The organism is Leptolyngbya sp. UWPOB_LEPTO1 (assembly GCF_017302695.1).
GTDB lineage: Bacteria > Cyanobacteriota > Cyanobacteriia > Leptolyngbyales > Leptolyngbyaceae > Leptolyngbya > Leptolyngbya boryana.
The window spans coordinates 111,603-127,851 of the sequence record NZ_JAFLCJ010000012.1 but is presented as its reverse complement, the minus strand read 5'-3'; the positions used below and the strand labels follow the sequence as shown (position 1 = coordinate 127,851).

The following is a 16,249-nucleotide window of genomic DNA, read 5'->3' as shown; positions in this document are numbered from 1 at the left end:
AGAAGGTTTAGACGATCGCGCTAAATTTTCGCGCCGCAATTTGGACAGAACTTATTCGTCGGAAGATTTTCAGTGCCACAACTTGCACATTGAACGGTTTCCGCCGCCCGTTCTAGCAATTTCCGCTCAGGGAGTCCGATCATTTGAGCATTGCTCTTACCGGATGGAACCATCGGATAACAGTTCTCATTCTTCTTGACGCGGACATCCATCAGAACGGGGCCTGGATGAGCGATCATTTCAGCGATCGCACTCTTCAACTCTTCGCGCGTTTCGACAATCATGCCTTTAATGCCAAACGCCTCTGCCAATTTGACAAAATCCGGCGTTCCCACCTGCATGTTGGAATTCGAGTAGCGCTCATCGTAGAAGGCTTCTTGCCACTGGCGCACCATCCCTTGCCAACCGTTGTTGACAATCACGGTCTTCACATTGATGCCGTACTGTGCCAGAGTTCCTAATTCTTGAATGTTCATCTGAATACTGGCATCGCCACTGATACAGATCACTTCTTCATCGGGAACTGCCACTTTCGCACCCATTGCCGCAGGCATACCAAAGCCCATCGTGCCAAGCCCTGCACTGGAAATCCAACGACGTGGTCCATTTTTCAAGAACTGTGCTGCCCACATCTGGTGCTGTCCGACATCTGTCGTGTAGAAAGCATGAGGTGCTTGTCGTCCGACTTCTGCAATGACTTCTTGGGGAGAGAGAACACCTGGATATTCGGGAACCACGAGCGGATAATCTTCACGCCAACGATCGATTCTCGCGAGCCATGCTTCTGTCTGATTTGGATTCGCCGGATCATTCTCGTCTGCGCTGCGTTCTAACAAGTCGGTGAGAACTTGCTTCACATCGCCCACGATTGGCACATCGGGCAAGCGAACTTTACCGACCTCTGCCGGATCGATATCAATGTGAATGACTTTTGCACGAGACGCAAATTCGTCGAGTTTTCCGGTCACACGATCGTCAAATCTTGCTCCAACTGCAATTAGCAAATCGCATTCCGTGACCGCAAAGTTTGCATAAGCTGTGCCATGCATCCCCAACATGCCGACCGAAAGCGGATGATGCTCATCAAATGCGCCAATGCCCATCAAAGTTGTCGTCACGGGCAGTTTGAAGCGTTCAGCCAGTTCTTTTACTTCTGCATGTGCGCCTGCTGCGATCGCGCCACCACCCACATAGAGCAGAGGTTTCTGAGCCTGACGAATCAATTTCAAAGCTTGTCCAATTTGGCGCGGATTGCCCTTCGTCGTCGGGCGATATCCCGTCAAGCGAACGGAGCCGGGATCGATTGGCTCATACTCAAATTGCTCAACGCCGACATCTTTGGGCACGTCGATCAACACAGGACCAGGTCTGCCCGTGCTAGCGATAAAGAAGGCTTCTGCCACAATGCGCGCCATGTCGCGAGGGTCACGCACCACATAGGAATGCTTGACGATCGGTAAAGTAATGCCGTAGATATCTGTTTCCTGGAAAGCATCACTGCCGATCGCAGGTCGAGGCACCTGACCGGTAACGATAACCATCGGAATCGAATCCATGTGAGCCGTAGCGATTCCGGTGACGAGGTTCGTCGCTCCGGGACCTGAGGTTGCGAAACACACACCGACTTGACCCGTAGCACGGGCATAGCCATCTGCGGCATGTGCTGCACCTTGTTCGTGGCGCACAAGAATATGCTGTAGAATTCCGGCTTTTTCGGCACGGTAAAGCTCATCGTAGATCGGGAGAATTGCTCCGCCTGGGTAGCCAAAAATATGTTTAACACCGTGGCGACTGAGACTATCGATTAAAGCAAAAGCACCCGTCACCCGTTGGACTGCCGATCGTTGCTGCAATTGCACTGGGGGAACCTCGTCAAGTATTACGCGATTTGGATAAATTGGAAGAAATTTGTATCGTAGGATGCAAGCAATAAGAATATAGTGTAAAACTGATCCCTATTTGTGTCGAGAGAATTGACTCAAGATATTTTCAAAATGCCCGATGACTGGGGAGTTTGAGCAATCTGAGCGAGAAAAAGCGGTCAGAAAAGCCTGACAATACCGAATTTTTGGTTTGAATCTATTGTCGATCGCGGGCCAATCGGATTCGGCATCGAAATAGACAAAACTTCTAAAACCAACCTTAAGACTGAAACTGAGTGATACCTGCTTTCTCAAGGATAAAGGTTGCAGCCGTCGTGACACGATTTGGGGTTCGATTTGAAAAGTCAACGTAGCCACGAACCAGATGTGGAGAGTGCCACATGGTCAGATGGTCAACGGCTGGATCAGCATAAAAGCTTTCTCCGCCCCCAAGCAGCTTTGAACTCCAATGTGTGAATTGATCGTGGCTCACCCGGTAGATTGGAAAATCTCCAAATAATGGAACTCCCCAGCCATCGATCGCGATCAGTGCAGAAATTGGAATATTGCGATCATACCAAGTTCGAGTGGCAGCGATCGCGCCTACAACTCCTGCACTAAAAGCAATCATCACAACGGGGGCTTGCGGTTCAAAGAAGTCAAGTACATGCTGCGGAGAGTAAACGGGCTGATCTGCTGGAAAGATTAAAACTTCCTGTTGCAACAGTCCTAACGCTGTAACAAATTGCGTCGTTAATGTTGGCGAATGTATGCCCGGACAAATAAAAATCTGCATTGCTGAAGTTTCATCACAATCTACCGAGGGATAGCACCATCCCCCAGTAGGGGATGTTAGCCTAATGCCTAAACCTACTCGATACATTCTTTAGGCAAGGAGCTTTAATAGTGGTTGCAACTCCAGACAAGCTCGAACATTCTCATCATCTCGCATCTTCAGGCTCAGAACGAGTTGCGGTTTTATTGATGGGATATGGCGAAGTCGAAAGTTACGAAGATTTTGCAAATTATAATGAACAAGCCTTGAATCTGCTGACTGCTAAATTTGCACCCGTTCCAACTTGGGTCTATCCCCCTTTGGCAAAACTTTTAGCGGTGTTTGATCTGCATGAGTGGGGTCATCAGCATGGCAACTTTATTTCTCCACACAATGCGATTTTTGAGCGGCAACGCGCCGGGGTAGAAGAAATTCTGCAAGAGAAATGGGGCGATCGCATTCAAGTCTTTAAAGCGTTCAACTTCTGTAAGCCTTTTCTTCCAGAGCAAGTGCTTGCCGAAATCAAAGCGCAGGGGTTTTCAAAGATCTTGATTTATCCTTTGCTCGTTGTGGATTCGATTTTCACGAGTGGAATTGCAGTGGAGCAAGTCAATAAGGCTTTGGCGAATTCGGCAGACGAGGGAGAACATTGGCTGAAGGGAACGCGGTATATTCCTTCTTTCTTCGATCGTCCGGAATATCTCAATCTGATGGCGCGGATGGTTGAGAAGCAGATTCAATCAGATTTAGCGGAGCACTATCTCCCGTCTCAAATTGGGATTGTGCTGATGAATCATGGCTGTCCTCATAAAGCGAAAGGCTTTACCTCTGGGATTACCGAGAGTCAGGCGCTTTATGATAAGGTTCGCGATCGCTTAATTGACAAGTATCCTTTGATCTCGGTCGGTTGGTTGAACCATCAAACTCCCTTGATTGAATGGACGCAACCGAATGCGGATTTAGCCGCAAAGAATTTGATCGAATTGGGCGCGAAAGCGATCGTGTTTATGCCGATCGGATTTGCGACTGAAAATCATGAAACGCTGTTAGATGTTGAACACATCATTGAGAAGTTGCATCGCAAATATTCTGATGTGAAATACGTGCGGATGCCTTGTGTGAATGACGACGCAGACTTCTTGAAGATGGTGGCAGATTGGGCGAATCCACAGATTGATTCGCTGTTGACGGAAGAGGCGTTAGCGGTGACTCCAGTCCACGGTGAGGTACATCATCATCACCATCATGGGCACGATCATGACCATGATCACGCGCACGATCACGAGCATGCTCATCACCATTAATCACGGGTTAGCATTGTTTTGATAGATGAAATCCCGCTCAATCTCCCCAAATTTGGAGGATTGAGCGGGATTTCTGAATTAGAACCAGAGCGATTTATTGATCCTTGCGTTTCCAACCGGGTTTAACGACTTGGCGGGCACGCGCGATCGCTAAACAATCATTCGGCAAATCTTCGGTGATCGTCGAACCTGCTGCGGTTGTGACATCTTCCCCGATCGTAATTGGCGCGACCAAACAATTATTTGAGCCGATTTTGGTACGATCGCCGATCGTGGTCGGATATTTCTTCACGCCGTCATAATTGACGGTAATCGTTCCGGCTCCAATATTGACGCGATTGCCGATCGTGGCATTGCCCAAATACGACAAATGCGCTGCATTCGTTTTCTCACCCAATTTCGTATTTTTCAATTCCACGAAATTTCCGACTCGGCAACCCTGTCCGATCTCAACTGGCGCTCTCAAATGCGAATAAGGTCCAATCTGGGCATTGTCATGAATCACACTGCCCGCTACGACTGAAAACAGAACCGTTACGTTCTCTCCAATTTGGCTGTCTTCGATTAAGCTCCCAGGTCCGATGCGGCTTCCAGTCCTGATTGTTGTCTTGCCGCGTAAATGGGTTTGTGGCTCGATCGTCACATTGGCTTCAAGTTCGACCGTATCGTCGATCGTGACGCTATTGGGGTCAATGATGGTCACGCCTTCTCGCATCCAGCGATCGCGAATTCGTTTCTGCAAAATCGCATAAGCATCAGCCAGTTGAGCGCGATCGTTAATCCCCAAAACCTCTTGATAATCCGGGACATCAACCACAGTCACTGCATCAAAGAAGTTAATCGCATCTGTGATGTAATACTCTTTCTGCTCATTATTAGAGTTCAGCTTGGGCAAAACCTGAACCAGATCTTTCCAGCGAAAACAATATGCGCCTGCATTCATGCGATCGTTTAATCGCTGCTCGGGGGTACAGTCTCGATCCTCGACAATTTCGGTCAAAATCTGATTCTCGTCACAGAAGACTCGTCCATATCCAGTCGGATCAGGAACATGGGCTGCAAGTAAGGTTGCTGGATTACCTTTTGCGCGATGGGTTTCAAGAAGCAGAGAAAGCGTTTCGGGGCGTAAAAGTGGGAGATCGCCATTTAAAACGATGAGATCATCGTCAAAGTTTTCTAGAGATGGAATCAATTGTTGAATTGCGTGACCTGTTCCTAACTGTTCGGTTTGGTCAACAAACTCGATCTCGTCTGGATAATCTGCTAATGCTTCTCGAACTGAATCTGCCTGATAGCCAACAATCACTAATCGACGAGAAGGCGCGATCGCAGTTGTGCTGCCCAAAACTCGTTCAACGAGCGATCGACTTCCCAACTGATGCAACACCTTGGGTAAATCCGATTTCATCCGTGTTCCGCGACCTGCTGCCAGAATTGCCACCGCTACCATACGTTTTCTACTTGCTCAATACGAGAGGGAGTATACCGTGAGTCGGTTATTCCTTCATCTTCTAATGAATCTTCACCGGGAAGTTTTAATTTTTAATCGGACATAATAGTACAATTGCTTCAGTTCTCCCTCGTTTTCTATGCGTCGCGATTCGATCTTTTATGCGCTGTTTCGGCAATCTCCCTCGCTTCTGTTCGAGCTTCTAGACTCCCCACCCCTGAATGCAGAAGCTTATCGATTCGACTCGGTTGCAGTCAAAGAGCCAAAATTTGAGATCGATGGCGTATTTCTGCCGCCTGATTCTGAGGCTGCTGGAATTGTCTATTTCTGCGAAGTGCAATTTCAAAAAGATGAACTGCTGTATGAAAGGTTATTTAGTGAGTCGTCTTTTTACTTCTACCGAAATCGGACGAAGTTCTCAGATTGGCGAGGAGTCGTAATTTATCCTTCACGCACCACTGAGCAATCAGATACTCTTCCGTTTGAGGATCTATTAGGAGGGCATCGGATTTGTCGAATTTACTTGAGTGAATTAGGCGAGATAGAACAGTTGCCGTTGGGAATTGCACTGATGGTGCTCACGACGATCGCTGAAAATCGCTCCTTTGAATCTGCTCGTGGCTTGCTCGATCGAGTGCAGCAGTCCGAATTTTCAACACAAAAAAGACGTGACATCATAGAGATGATCACTACAATTCTCGTTTACAAATTCACAGACCTAGGTCGGCAGGAGATTGAACAGATGCTAGGAACTTCACTTCAACAGACACGGGTTTATCAAGAGGCAAAAGAAGAAGGTAGAGAAGAAGGCAGAGAAGAAGGTAGAGAGTATGAGTGTCGATCGCTTGTCTTACTTCAACTGAATCAGAAACTTGGGTCGCTTTCAGAAGAAACGATCGCTCAAATTTCCACCTTGACTCTTGACCAATTGGAATCCTTGGCGATCGCTCTACTCAACTTCACAACAATGCGCGACTTGACAGCCTGGTTAGAACAAATTTGTTAGTTTCTCAAAGTTCATACAAAAATTTAGGGATTGCACGAAAGTCTCGATCGAAGAGCGTTATGATCGGAAATCTTGGAAGCGCCCGATTCGTGATTGAGCCGTCTCAGATTGTTTTACCCCTTGATTCGCGTCTCGTTTCACTGCTCAATCGCGCGACTCGAAGGACGACTTCCGAATCGACGAATTAAAGGAATTAGCACTGTGACTCAATCAGACTTTCTCGCTAAGAGTGACCCCGCACTCGCCGAAATGCTTCAACAAGAACTCCAACGCCAACGCGATCACCTCGAACTGATCGCCAGCGAAAACTTCACATCGCCAGCGGTGATGGAAGCTCAAGGTTCAGTTTTGACCAATAAATATGCAGAAGGCTTGCCCAATAAGCGGTACTACGGTGGCTGCGAATTTGTCGATCGCGTCGAACAACTCGCGATTGATCGCGCGAAAGAACTCTTCGGAGCGGCTCACGCCAACGTTCAACCTCACTCTGGGGCACAGGCAAACTTCGCTGTTTTCCTCACGCTGCTCAAACCGGGTGACACGATCATGGGCATGGACTTGTCCCACGGCGGACACTTGACCCACGGATCGCCCGTCAACGTCTCAGGAAAATGGTTCAACGTTCAGCACTATGGCGTGAGTCAAGCGACTGAGCAATTGGATTATGACCAAATTCGCGATTTAGCCCTTCAGCATCGTCCGAAATTGCTGATTTGCGGCTATTCGGCTTATCCGCGTGTGATTGACTTTGAAAAATTTAGAGCGATCGCAGATGAAATCGGCGCATACTTACTCGCTGACATTGCTCACATTGCTGGATTAGTCGCCACTGGACATCATCCCAACCCGATTCCGTTCTGTGATGTTGTAACGACAACAACTCACAAAACGCTACGTGGGCCGAGAGGCGGTCTGATCATGACTCGCGATGCTGAATTGGGTAAACAACTCGATAAAGCTGTCTTCCCTGGAACTCAAGGCGGACCTTTGGAGCATGTGATCGCTGGAAAAGCTGCAGCGTTTGGGGAAGCATTGAAGCCCGAATTCAAAACCTATTCGGGTCAGGTGATTGAGAATGCCGCAGCAATGGCATCTCAGTTGCAAAATCGCGGCTTCAAGATCGTTTCAGACGGAACTGACAATCATCTAATGTTGGTAGACTTACGATCGATCAAAATGACCGGAAAGATTGCCGATCAACTCGTCAGCGGTGTCAACATCACGGCAAACAAAAATACGGTTCCGTTTGACCCGGAATCGCCGTTTGTCACCAGTGGTCTAAGACTGGGATCGCCTGCCATGACGACCCGCGGTATGGGAACAGCAGAATTCACCGAGATCGCAAATATTATTGCCGATCGCTTACTCAGCCCAGAAGACGACACCGTCGCTCAAGATTGCCGTCGTCGAGTGGCTGCATTATGCGAACGCTTCCCGCTTTATCCGCATCTTGCGGCTCAAGTTCCAGCGCTGGTCTAGGGAAATGATAGGGAGTCGTAGTTCACTACCATCAATTGGATAGCGGGATAGGGAGTAATCTGTATCTGAGTTCTCCCTATCTCCCTACCTCCTCACAGGATTGCTTCCAATCCTTCCTGATTCGAGTCGAGTGCGCCGAATAATCGTGACAAAGGCATCCTGAAGGGGATGCCTTTCGTTGTGTTTGAGTGAACAAATCTTGCGATAGATGATAAATATCAAAATAAATTTATGAATTAAATAGTCAACCGTGGTTCATAATTCTTTGCGAAGGATTCGCGAATCCGTAGTACACTCTCCCTGAAGCTTCTGTTCTTCCTACCTACGATTTCTAATGCCGTCGTTTTTTGCCGCATTCCTGATTTCTTTCCTCGTTGTTATCGTGACAACCCCCATCATCAACCGCTATGGCAGGCGAATTGGCTTGGTCGATCAGCCCAACCATCGCAAAGTTCATCAACGTCCCATGGTGCGACTGGGTGGCGTTGCCATGTTTATTGGGGTCGTGATGGCGATGTTGGTCGCTTGGGGAATGGGAGGATTTGATTTCCTCAGGCCTGGAAAAGAGTCAGAGGTCTTAGGAGTCGCGATCGGTGGAATCGCCTTCTTTTTGATCGGGCTGGCTGATGACTTGTTTAACCTCTCACCGAAAACCCGATTAATCCTGCAAGTGGTCGTGTCCGGGCTGGTTTGGCAATCCGGTGTTCAGATTGATTTCTTGACGAACCCGCTTGCCGGATTAGGATTGTCGGCATTGCCAGAATGGGCAAGTCTTGCCATTACCGTGGTCTGGTTGGTGGGAATGGCAAATGCAATTAACTGGATTGATGGGTTAGATGGCTTAGCAGCCGGAGTGTCAGGCATCGCAGCTTTTGTGATGTTTTGGACTTGTCTGTTTATGGGACAGCCTCATGCCGCATTATTTGCAGCGGCTTTGGCAGGAGCAGCGTTTGGATTTTTACGCTACAACTTCAACCCGGCTCAGATTTTTATGGGTGACGGTGGGGCGTATTTTATCGGGTTTACTCTCGCTGCTGTGAGTGTGATTGGTCTTGTGAAAAGTGTCACGACTGTCGCAGTCTTGTTGCCTTACGTAATTTTGGCGGTTCCGATTTTGGATATGTCTGCTGTGATTCTCGATCGCTTACGGCGCGGAAAATCTCCGTTTGTGGCGGATAAGCGACATTTACATCACCGCCTTCTTAAAGCAGGACTCTCGCAACGGTTGGCGGTTTTGTTTATCTACTCGCTGACGCTTTGGGCAGGGAGTTTGGCGATGGCAGTATCAGGAATGCCAAGCGGAGTGGGATATGCGATCGCGGCGACAGTGATCTTAAGCGTAACGAGTTGGCAAGTTTGGCGCACCGCACGATGAACGCAGAAATTATTAGCGTCGGCACAGAGATCTTGCTCGGCGATATTCTGAATTCGAATGCTCAGTTTTTAGCGCAGCAGTTTGCGGAATTAGGCATTCCCCATTACTTTCAAACTGTGGTGGGAGATAATCCTGAGCGGTTGAAACAGGCGATCACAATTGCCAGCGATCGCGCAAATTTGATCGTTTTCACAGGCGGATTAGGACCGACTCCAGACGACTTGACGACCGAAACGATCGCAGATTTTTTCCAAACGCCTCTGATTGAAAAGCCAGAAATCATCGAAGACATTCAGCAGAAATTTGCTCAACGCGGTCGGATGATGACCGATAACAACCGCAAGCAAGCCTTGATTCCGGAAGGTGCAGACATCTTGTACAACGCGATCGGCAGTGCGCCTGGTATGATTTGGCAGCCGCGCGCTAATCTGACCATTCTGACGTTTCCAGGGGTTCCGACTGAGATGAAGTATATGTGGCGTGAAGTCGCTGTACCTTATCTCAAATCGCAAGGCTGGGGAAAAGACATCATCGTGAGTCGAACGCTGAGATTTTGGGGCATTTCAGAATCTGCACTGGCTGAAAAAGTTGCACCATTTTTTGATTTGCAAAATCCCACTGTTGCGCCGTATGCCAACTATGGAGAAGTGAAATTAAGAATTTCAGCGAAGGCAGCTTCAGCAGAAGCAGCCCAAGCGTTAATTACGCCGATCGAACAGCAATTGAGCGAGATTTCAGGCATTGATCAATATGGCGCGGATCAAGATACGTTAGCTTCTGTAGTCGGTGACTTGCTGAAATCGCGTCATGAAACCCTGAGCGTTGCTGAATCTTGTACAGGTGGCGGGTTAGGACAAATGCTGACTCGTGCTTCAGGAAGCTCAGCCTACTTTTGGGGCGGAATTATCTCTTATGACAATTCAGTTAAAGAAAAAATGTTAGGCGTTGATCCAAGTGCGATCGCCGAGCAAGGAGCCGTGAGCGCAATTGTTGCCGAACAGATGGCGATGGGAGTGCGTACTCAACTGAATACAACTTGGGGCGTGAGTATCACAGGTGTCGCAGGACCAGAGGGGGGTACGGACGCGAAGCCCGTGGGACTGGTTTATATTGGCTTAGCAAATGCTGAAGGCGCGACAAGCCAACCGTATCAATTTGGCGATCGCGGTCGAGAATGGGTTCGTCAAGTCAGTGCTTGCAGCGCCTTGGATCAACTCCGGCGGCGGTTGTTAAACAAGTCTTAAGTTTTATAACTTGCGTTTAATCTATCTTTCGGTATGATGTTTAAATAGCCGATCTTCCTACTCCGGGATCATTGGTTTTCCAAAATCCGCCTGATAAAATTAGGTTACGCTTCAATCGCTGATTGAGCAAAATTTAGACCCTATCAAAGGAGCCGTCTGACTGATGGATTACGTTGAAAAGGTATTAGAAAAGCTTAAAGAATGGGCACGTCGCTTGATCGAAACCCTCTTAGGTCCTGAAGAAGAACCTGAGGCAGAGTTGATCCCAATCCCCGTTCACGACCGTCCTCGTCATCGCTAGTTTGACGCTACTTACGAGGCAAGTGAGTTGGACAGCATTTTGGTTCTCCACGGACCAAACCTGAATCTCCTGGGTAAAAGAGAACCTGGAGTTTACGGGGTTGTTACGCTGGACGAAATTAATCAGGCTTTAGAAAAGGAAGCTCAGTCGCTCGGGTTTGAAATTGCCACAGCGCAATCGAATCACGAAGGCGCGCTTGTTGATCTTATCCACGATGCGATGGGTCGTCATGCTGGAATTTTAATTAATCCAGGTGCATATACGCATACGAGTGTTGCCATCCGAGATGCGATCGCGGGTGTGAATCTGCCAGCGGTTGAAGTGCATCTCAGCAATATTCATAAGCGCGAAGAATTTAGACATCATTCTTATATTGCTCCAGTCGCGATCGGACAAATTTGTGGATTTGGAGCCGAGAGCTACCGTTTAGGATTGCAAGCACTTGTACACTACTTAAGACAGAATATGTAGTCTCTATCAGTTTCAATGAATAGTGCGGTGCGCTTAGCGGTCAATGGTACATTGATGCGCGGGCTTGAACTCAATCAAAACTTATTAGCCATTGAGGCGAAATTTCTGCGAGAGACGCAGACTGAGCCAGCCTATCGAATTTGGTCAATTGGCGATCGTCATCCGGCAATGTTGAAAGTCAAAGAAAATGGCGTTGCAGTGGCAGTCGAAGTGTGGGAAGTTCCAGCCAGTGGATTAGCAACCCTATTGATGCAGGAACCGCCTGGATTGTCGATCGGGAAAGTTCGGCTGATTGATGGCGAAGAAGTATTAGGCGTATTGGGCGAGCCTTTTCTGTGTGAAGGGCAGGTCGAGATTACTGAATACGGCGGGTGGCGAGCTTATACCGAGGCAAAAAAATGACGAATGACCCGGAGAAATTTGTCGAGGTGATGTCTGAAGTGGTTGCGATGCCGATTCCGGACGAGTATCGAGAGAGTGTCGTTGCCAACTTTCAGCGAATTCAGACTGTTGCGAAATTGGTGTTAGAGTTTCCGCTTCCCGAAGAGATTGAAATTGCCCCGGTGTTTGAACCATGACGATTCCTGATGCGACTCAAATTGCGACTGCTGTTGCAAACCGCGAAGTCACCGCAAAATCTGTGACAGCAGCGGCGCTGGCTCGAATTGCCGAGGAGAATCAAACTTACAACTGCTTTACAACGGTTTTGGCAGAGTCAGCGATCGCAGATGCCGATCGTATCGATCAAAAAATTGCGGCAGGAGAAGAAGTTGGAGCCTTAGCGGGGGTTCCTTTTGCCGTGAAAGACCTCTTCGATGTCGCAGGAATTCCAACGTTAGCAGGTTCTAAAATCAATGCTGACAATCCACCCGCGACAGAAGATGCAACGCTAGTGGCTCGATTGAAGCAGGCGGGTGCAATTTTAGTCGGCGCGCTCACAATGGATGAGTTTGCTTACGGGTTCACGACTGAGAATGCACACTATGGAGTTACCCGTAATCCGCATGATCTAGAGCGAGTCGCAGGAGGGTCATCCGGCGGCTCAGCGGCAGCCGTAGCAGCAGGGCTTGTCCCGTTTAGCTTAGGGTCTGATACGAATGGCTCGATTCGCGTTCCTTCCTCGTTCTGCGGGATTTTTGGACTCAAGCCAACCTATGGGAGACTACCGCGATCGCGTACCTATCCGTTTGTGGGCAGTTTGGATCATCTCGGTCCGTTTGCGAGATCGACTCGTGACATTGCACTCCTGTTTGACCTGATGCAGGGGTACGATCCGAGCGATCCAGTGTGTACCCAAAGACCGCCCGAACTTTGTTTACCCGAACTGGCAAAAGGCAGTGAAGGATTGAGAATTGCGATCGCGGATGGTTACTTTGCCAAAGGTGCTGAGCCAGAAGTCTTTGAAGCGGTTCAGAAAGTGGCAGAAGCGTTGGGGGTGACTGAGCGTGTGGTTTTGCCAGAGGCGCATCGGGCAAGGGCAGCCGCATTTGTGATGACGGGGGTAGAGGGAGCGAATTTGCATTTTGAGCATCTATGCACTCGTCCCCAGGATTTTGATCCGGCTGTGCGCGATCGCTTGTTGGCGGGAGCATTGATGCCAGCACAATGGTACTTGCAAGCGCAGCGATTTCGGCAGTGGTTTCGCGATCAAGTCCGCAAAGTTTTTCAGTCAGTCGATATTATTTTGGCTCCAGCGACTCCTTGTGTCGCGCCTCGGATTGGACAGCAAACGATGGTTTTAGATGGGCAAGAGATGCTCGTGCGCCCGAATATTGGCATTTTTACACAACCGCTTTCATTCATTGGATTACCGATTATTTCGGTTCCAGTGAAACGAGAAGGATTGCCGTTAGGAGTGCAAATTATCGCTGCTCCTTATCAGGAAGCCTTAGTGTTGCGGGTTGCAGCAGAATTGGAAGCGAAGGGTGTTGTCTCACTGAGTTAACTTTTTCATGTGTTAACTCTTTCAACAAAAGCGACCAGAGAAATCCACAACCGGGTATCTATGATCTTGGTGAATGTGTCAATTTAGCAAGACATAGGAGAAAAACTTTGCTTTACTCATTACTTCTTACGGCTGCACCTCGGACGATCGAATGGTCACCGGGTGTCGGAATCACCATGACGCTGTGCTGTTTGTTTTCAGTTGCGATCGGACGTTTTGCGATCAAAAATCGCGGAGTTGGCGCGAAACTTCCCGTTAGCACTCCTGCATTGTTTGAAGGATTCGGAGTTCCTGAACTGTTAGGAACGATGAGCTTTGGACATGTTCTAGGTGCTGGTGTAATTCTCGGACTGAGCAACGCAGGCGTGCTGTAAGCGAGAAGATGACAAGCTTCCTCACCGATCGTTGTGACTCAAAAAGAGTTGACTCAAAGCGATGGGTGAGGAAGTTATTTTTAGGTTGAGATGCAGAGACGGAAGAACTACTTGTCAACACTCCCTACTCCCCACTCCCCACTCCAGTTTCAATACTTCACCGCCATAGACACATGCGAGAATACCTGCCATCCGCTAAGATTGCGGCATCCGTTCCCTTACCTTGACGTTTATCATGGCTCATCGTGCGCTACTTCTGGTTAATCGCAACGCTCGCAAAGGTCAGCAACAACTCGAAGCAGCGATCGCTCAATTGCAATCGGTTGGCTTTGAACTGATCGAAGCGCCGATTGATCGTCCTAGCTTATTGCCACAAGTGATTCGAGACCATCGCGATCAGGTTGATTTAGTGATTGTGGGTGGAGGAGACGGAACGTTGAATGCAGCCGTACCGGGTATTGTGGAAACGCAACTCCCACTGGGAATTTTGCCGCTTGGAACTGCAAATGATTTGGCTCGAACTTTGGGCATTCCGTCCACTTTAGCGGAAGCGTGTCAGGTCGTTGCAGGTCGGAAAGTGGAGCATATCGATCTAGGTTGGGTAAATGGTCACTATTTTTTCAATGTGGCAAGTTTGGGATTGAGTGTGCAGATTACGCGCGGTTTGACGAAATCAGTCAAACGGCGCTGGGGTGTGCTGGCTTATGCAGCGACCGCGTTGAAAGTGCTTTGGAAATCGCGGAGATTTAAAGCGGAAATTGTCATCAATGGTCAGTCTCAGAAAGTGAAAACCATTCAAATTGCTGTCGGGAATGGGCGTTACTATGGCGGGGGAATGACTGTCGCAGAAGATGCTGCCATTACTGATGGTCGCCTAGATTTGTATAGCCTTGAGATTGATCATTGGTGGCAAATGCTAGCTGTCTTGCCTGCATTGAGACGAGGAACACAAACGCGATCGCCTTGGGTACAGACTTGGGCAGGAGAGGAGTTCTTTGTGTACTGTCCCACCCCAAAATCGATCAATACAGATGGCGAAATTACAACTTCAACGCCTGCTCACTTTAAGGTGATTCCAAAGGCACTGCCTGTTTTGGTTCCGTAAGGCTTCTGAGGTAGAGGGTTCCAACTGTCGCCAAAAAGGTGAAGTATGCGATCGCTTCTGCCCAGTAAAAGCGATCGACATAACCAAACAAGGTATGCAAAATCACGCCCGGAAATTGTTTTTGAGGTAGGACTTGCGAAGTATCCCAAATCAAGCCGCCTAAAATGCAAGAATCCTGAGTACAGGGGAAGTTTGGATTGAGTACTAAGCTTTTATTCAGATGTGCGAGTACTCCAATCACTAAGCCCGAAACAATCAAGAGTAAAAAGATTCCCATGACTTGGAAGAACTGCTTGAGATTGATTTTAATGCCGAGTTTGAACAATAAAATCCCGATGATCGTCGCCCCACAGAGTCCACCCATTGCACCAATCACAGGTGAGCCACCTTGCTGAAATTGGGCAGCGATAAACACAACAGTTTCAAAGCCTTCTCGCAGAACTGCAAAAAAGATAATGCCAAAAATGCCCCAAGCGGCATTGGTTTGAATGGCGCGATCAAGTTCGTGTTCGACTTCACCTTTTAAGGATTTTGCTTGTCGGGTCATCCAGATCAGCATCCAACTTAAAAGCGCGATCGCGATCAGTCCAAATATCGCTTCGAGCAATGGTTTTAAATACAGTTGATTAGTCGTGTCTAAACTCGATAACGTTCCAATAAATATGGTTCCAATTGCAACGCTTGCGAGAATTCCTGCTGCAATGCCAGCGTAAACCCAAGGATTCAGATACGAGCGATTCGCTTTGTTCAGATACGCCAACACAATTCCGACCACGAGAGCAGCTTCTACACCTTCTCGCAGGGTAATCACAAACGTCGAAAGCATACATTCAAACCTGAAGAACTATGACTTATTTTAGAAGCTCGATCGAAGCTATCATCAGGTCAGGAGGAAAAAGCGATGACTCAAGCCAAGCCGAGATTTAGAACGATCGAGGAATATCTTGACTATGACGACGGCACGGACATCCGCTATGAGTTAGTTGATGGAGAATTAGTCGAGATGCCGCCGGAAAGTAGGTTAAACCGCCAGATTGCATCCTTTCTGTTTGAAGTCTTTCTTCGGTTAGGTTTGCCGTCAAGGTTGCTTGCGATCGGAACGCAGATCACGGTAACGAATCGCAAAGTTACAGCTAGACAGCCTGATTTCGTCGTGCTATCGCAAGATTGTGCAGATGCACTAGATGGAGCAAATCGCGATGTGATTACATCGAACATCCCATCTCCAACGCTAGTTGTTGAGATTGTTTCACCGGGAAATCCTGGAAGCGAGAATTACGATCGCGATTACATTGAGAAACGCAAAGAATATGCGTTACGAGAAATCGCTGAATATTGGATTATTGATCCGAATCGCAATACTGTGACTGTCCTTGCGCTGAATGGGAATGAGTATCAAGAAATTGGCTGTTTTCAAGACAATAATTTCATCGTTTCTCCAGTATTTCCAGCACTACAAATTATTGCAAAACAAATCTTACAGGCTGGAATGTAAGATGCAATCGATGTTTAGATACTCTCAACCCTTGCAACTATAACGCTCCAATCCCTTTCAGTG

Annotated in this window: 18 protein-coding genes; 14 read left to right on the top strand and 4 right to left on the bottom strand. The window is 48.2% G+C overall.

Annotated elements, in window-relative coordinates:
* Positions 1-20: 20 nt before the first annotated feature.
* Together ilvB and J0L70_RS18670 are read right to left on the bottom strand one after the other, a co-directional pair.
* Positions 21-1,859, bottom strand: coding sequence for a biosynthetic-type acetolactate synthase large subunit (gene ilvB, locus J0L70_RS18675; RefSeq protein ID WP_017288117.1), 1,839 nt, complete (start codon positions 1,857-1,859; stop codon positions 21-23).
* 283 nt (positions 1,860-2,142) lie between these two features.
* Entirely contained in the window at positions 2,143-2,658 is a 516-nt protein-coding gene (locus tag J0L70_RS18670) for a hypothetical protein (RefSeq protein ID WP_268184589.1), read from the bottom strand.
* 110 nt (positions 2,659-2,768) lie between these two features.
* On the opposite strand from J0L70_RS18670, the gene J0L70_RS18665 reads away from it, so the two are divergent.
* Complete coding sequence (locus tag J0L70_RS18665) at positions 2,769-3,941, top strand: ferrochelatase (RefSeq protein WP_268184590.1); 1,173 nt, start codon at positions 2,769-2,771, stop codon at positions 3,939-3,941.
* A gap of 94 nt (positions 3,942-4,035) precedes the next feature.
* Here the strand turns inward: J0L70_RS18665 and glmU are convergent, their stop codons facing one another.
* Positions 4,036-5,391, bottom strand: coding sequence for a bifunctional UDP-N-acetylglucosamine diphosphorylase/glucosamine-1-phosphate N-acetyltransferase GlmU (glmU, locus tag J0L70_RS18660; protein WP_287455519.1), 1,356 nt, complete (start codon positions 5,389-5,391; stop codon positions 4,036-4,038).
* Between the two features lie 139 nt (positions 5,392-5,530).
* Here glmU and J0L70_RS18655 point away from each other — a divergent pair, with 139 nt between their 5' ends.
* From J0L70_RS18655 to J0L70_RS18600, 12 genes are all read left to right on the top strand, one after another.
* Positions 5,531-6,397 (top strand): Rpn family recombination-promoting nuclease/putative transposase, encoded by an 867-nt coding sequence (locus J0L70_RS18655; RefSeq protein ID WP_287455518.1) that lies wholly within the window; start codon positions 5,531-5,533, stop codon positions 6,395-6,397.
* 59 nt (positions 6,398-6,456) lie between these two features.
* A complete protein-coding gene (locus J0L70_RS18650) occupies positions 6,457-6,585 on the top strand; it encodes a hypothetical protein (protein WP_263970826.1) in 129 nt (42 codons plus the stop codon).
* 13 nt (positions 6,586-6,598) lie between these two features.
* On the top strand, positions 6,599-7,876 hold the full coding sequence (glyA, locus tag J0L70_RS18645; RefSeq protein WP_197693267.1) for a serine hydroxymethyltransferase: 1,278 nt from the start codon (positions 6,599-6,601) through the stop codon (positions 7,874-7,876).
* A 334-nt stretch (positions 7,877-8,210) separates the two neighbouring features.
* A complete protein-coding gene (locus J0L70_RS18640; RefSeq protein ID WP_017288123.1) occupies positions 8,211-9,251 on the top strand; it encodes a glycosyltransferase family 4 protein in 1,041 nt (346 codons plus the stop codon).
* Entirely contained in the window at positions 9,248-10,495 is a 1,248-nt protein-coding gene (locus tag J0L70_RS18635; RefSeq protein ID WP_287455517.1) for a competence/damage-inducible protein A, read from the top strand. Before J0L70_RS18640 ends, J0L70_RS18635 begins: the two co-directional genes overlap by 4 nt.
* A 163-nt stretch (positions 10,496-10,658) precedes the next feature.
* Positions 10,659-10,796 (top strand): hypothetical protein, encoded by a 138-nt coding sequence (locus J0L70_RS18630; RefSeq protein WP_017288125.1) that lies wholly within the window; start codon positions 10,659-10,661, stop codon positions 10,794-10,796.
* Between the two features lie 27 nt (positions 10,797-10,823).
* Entirely contained in the window at positions 10,824-11,267 is a 444-nt protein-coding gene (gene aroQ, locus J0L70_RS18625) for a type II 3-dehydroquinate dehydratase (protein WP_190652310.1), read from the top strand.
* A 15-nt stretch (positions 11,268-11,282) separates the two neighbouring features.
* Complete coding sequence (locus J0L70_RS18620) at positions 11,283-11,669, top strand: allophanate hydrolase-related protein (RefSeq protein WP_190652309.1); 387 nt, start codon at positions 11,283-11,285, stop codon at positions 11,667-11,669.
* Positions 11,666-11,845: a DUF4089 domain-containing protein gene (locus tag J0L70_RS18615; RefSeq protein ID WP_190652308.1), complete on the top strand. Its 180-nt coding sequence runs from the start codon at positions 11,666-11,668 to the stop codon at positions 11,843-11,845. Before J0L70_RS18620 ends, J0L70_RS18615 begins: the two co-directional genes overlap by 4 nt.
* Positions 11,842-13,212: an AtzE family amidohydrolase gene (locus J0L70_RS18610; protein ID WP_287455516.1), complete on the top strand. Its 1,371-nt coding sequence runs from the start codon at positions 11,842-11,844 to the stop codon at positions 13,210-13,212. Before J0L70_RS18615 ends, J0L70_RS18610 begins: the two co-directional genes overlap by 4 nt.
* A 107-nt stretch (positions 13,213-13,319) precedes the next feature.
* Complete coding sequence (psaK, locus tag J0L70_RS18605; RefSeq protein ID WP_026148626.1) at positions 13,320-13,586, top strand: photosystem I reaction center subunit PsaK; 267 nt, start codon at positions 13,320-13,322, stop codon at positions 13,584-13,586.
* A gap of 235 nt (positions 13,587-13,821) precedes the next feature.
* Positions 13,822-14,691 carry a lipid kinase gene (locus tag J0L70_RS18600; protein WP_017288131.1) on the top strand — a complete coding sequence of 290 codons (870 nt, stop codon included), beginning with the start codon at positions 13,822-13,824 and terminating at the stop codon, positions 14,689-14,691.
* Here J0L70_RS18600 and J0L70_RS18595 read toward each other — a convergent pair.
* Complete coding sequence (locus tag J0L70_RS18595; protein ID WP_287455515.1) at positions 14,651-15,517, bottom strand: FTR1 family iron permease; 867 nt, start codon at positions 15,515-15,517, stop codon at positions 14,651-14,653. The genes J0L70_RS18600 and J0L70_RS18595 overlap by 41 nt on opposite strands.
* A 75-nt stretch (positions 15,518-15,592) precedes the next feature.
* Here J0L70_RS18595 and J0L70_RS18590 point away from each other — a divergent pair, with 75 nt between their 5' ends.
* The gene (locus tag J0L70_RS18590; RefSeq protein ID WP_287455514.1) at positions 15,593-16,186 is read left to right on the top strand and encodes a Uma2 family endonuclease; all 594 of its coding nucleotides are present in this window, start codon (positions 15,593-15,595) and stop codon (positions 16,184-16,186) included.
* Positions 16,187-16,249 lie beyond the last annotated feature (63 nt).

Excerpts from the sequence above, each read along its gene's own strand:
- J0L70_RS18670 (WP_268184589.1), bottom strand. The coding sequence starts at position 2,658 with ATGCAGATTTTTATTTGTCCGGGCATACATTCGCCAACATTAACGACG.
- glmU (WP_287455519.1), bottom strand. The coding sequence starts at position 5,391 with ATGGTAGCGGTGGCAATTCTGGCAGCAGGTCGCGGAACACGGATGAAA.
- J0L70_RS18655 (WP_287455518.1), top strand. The coding sequence starts at position 5,531 with ATGCGTCGCGATTCGATCTTTTATGCGCTGTTTCGGCAATCTCCCTCG.
- J0L70_RS18650 (WP_263970826.1), top strand. The coding sequence starts at position 6,457 with ATGATCGGAAATCTTGGAAGCGCCCGATTCGTGATTGAGCCGTCTCAG.
- J0L70_RS18640 (WP_017288123.1), top strand. The coding sequence starts at position 8,211 with ATGCCGTCGTTTTTTGCCGCATTCCTGATTTCTTTCCTCGTTGTTATC.
- J0L70_RS18635 (WP_287455517.1), top strand. The coding sequence starts at position 9,248 with ATGAACGCAGAAATTATTAGCGTCGGCACAGAGATCTTGCTCGGCGAT.
- J0L70_RS18630 (WP_017288125.1), top strand. The coding sequence starts at position 10,659 with ATGGATTACGTTGAAAAGGTATTAGAAAAGCTTAAAGAATGGGCACGT.
- J0L70_RS18620 (WP_190652309.1), top strand. The coding sequence starts at position 11,283 with ATGAATAGTGCGGTGCGCTTAGCGGTCAATGGTACATTGATGCGCGGG.
- J0L70_RS18615 (WP_190652308.1), top strand. The coding sequence starts at position 11,666 with ATGACGAATGACCCGGAGAAATTTGTCGAGGTGATGTCTGAAGTGGTT.
- J0L70_RS18610 (WP_287455516.1), top strand. The coding sequence starts at position 11,842 with ATGACGATTCCTGATGCGACTCAAATTGCGACTGCTGTTGCAAACCGC.
- J0L70_RS18600 (WP_017288131.1), top strand. The coding sequence starts at position 13,822 with ATGGCTCATCGTGCGCTACTTCTGGTTAATCGCAACGCTCGCAAAGGT.
- J0L70_RS18595 (WP_287455515.1), bottom strand. The coding sequence starts at position 15,517 with ATGCTTTCGACGTTTGTGATTACCCTGCGAGAAGGTGTAGAAGCTGCT.
- J0L70_RS18590 (WP_287455514.1), top strand. The coding sequence starts at position 15,593 with ATGACTCAAGCCAAGCCGAGATTTAGAACGATCGAGGAATATCTTGAC.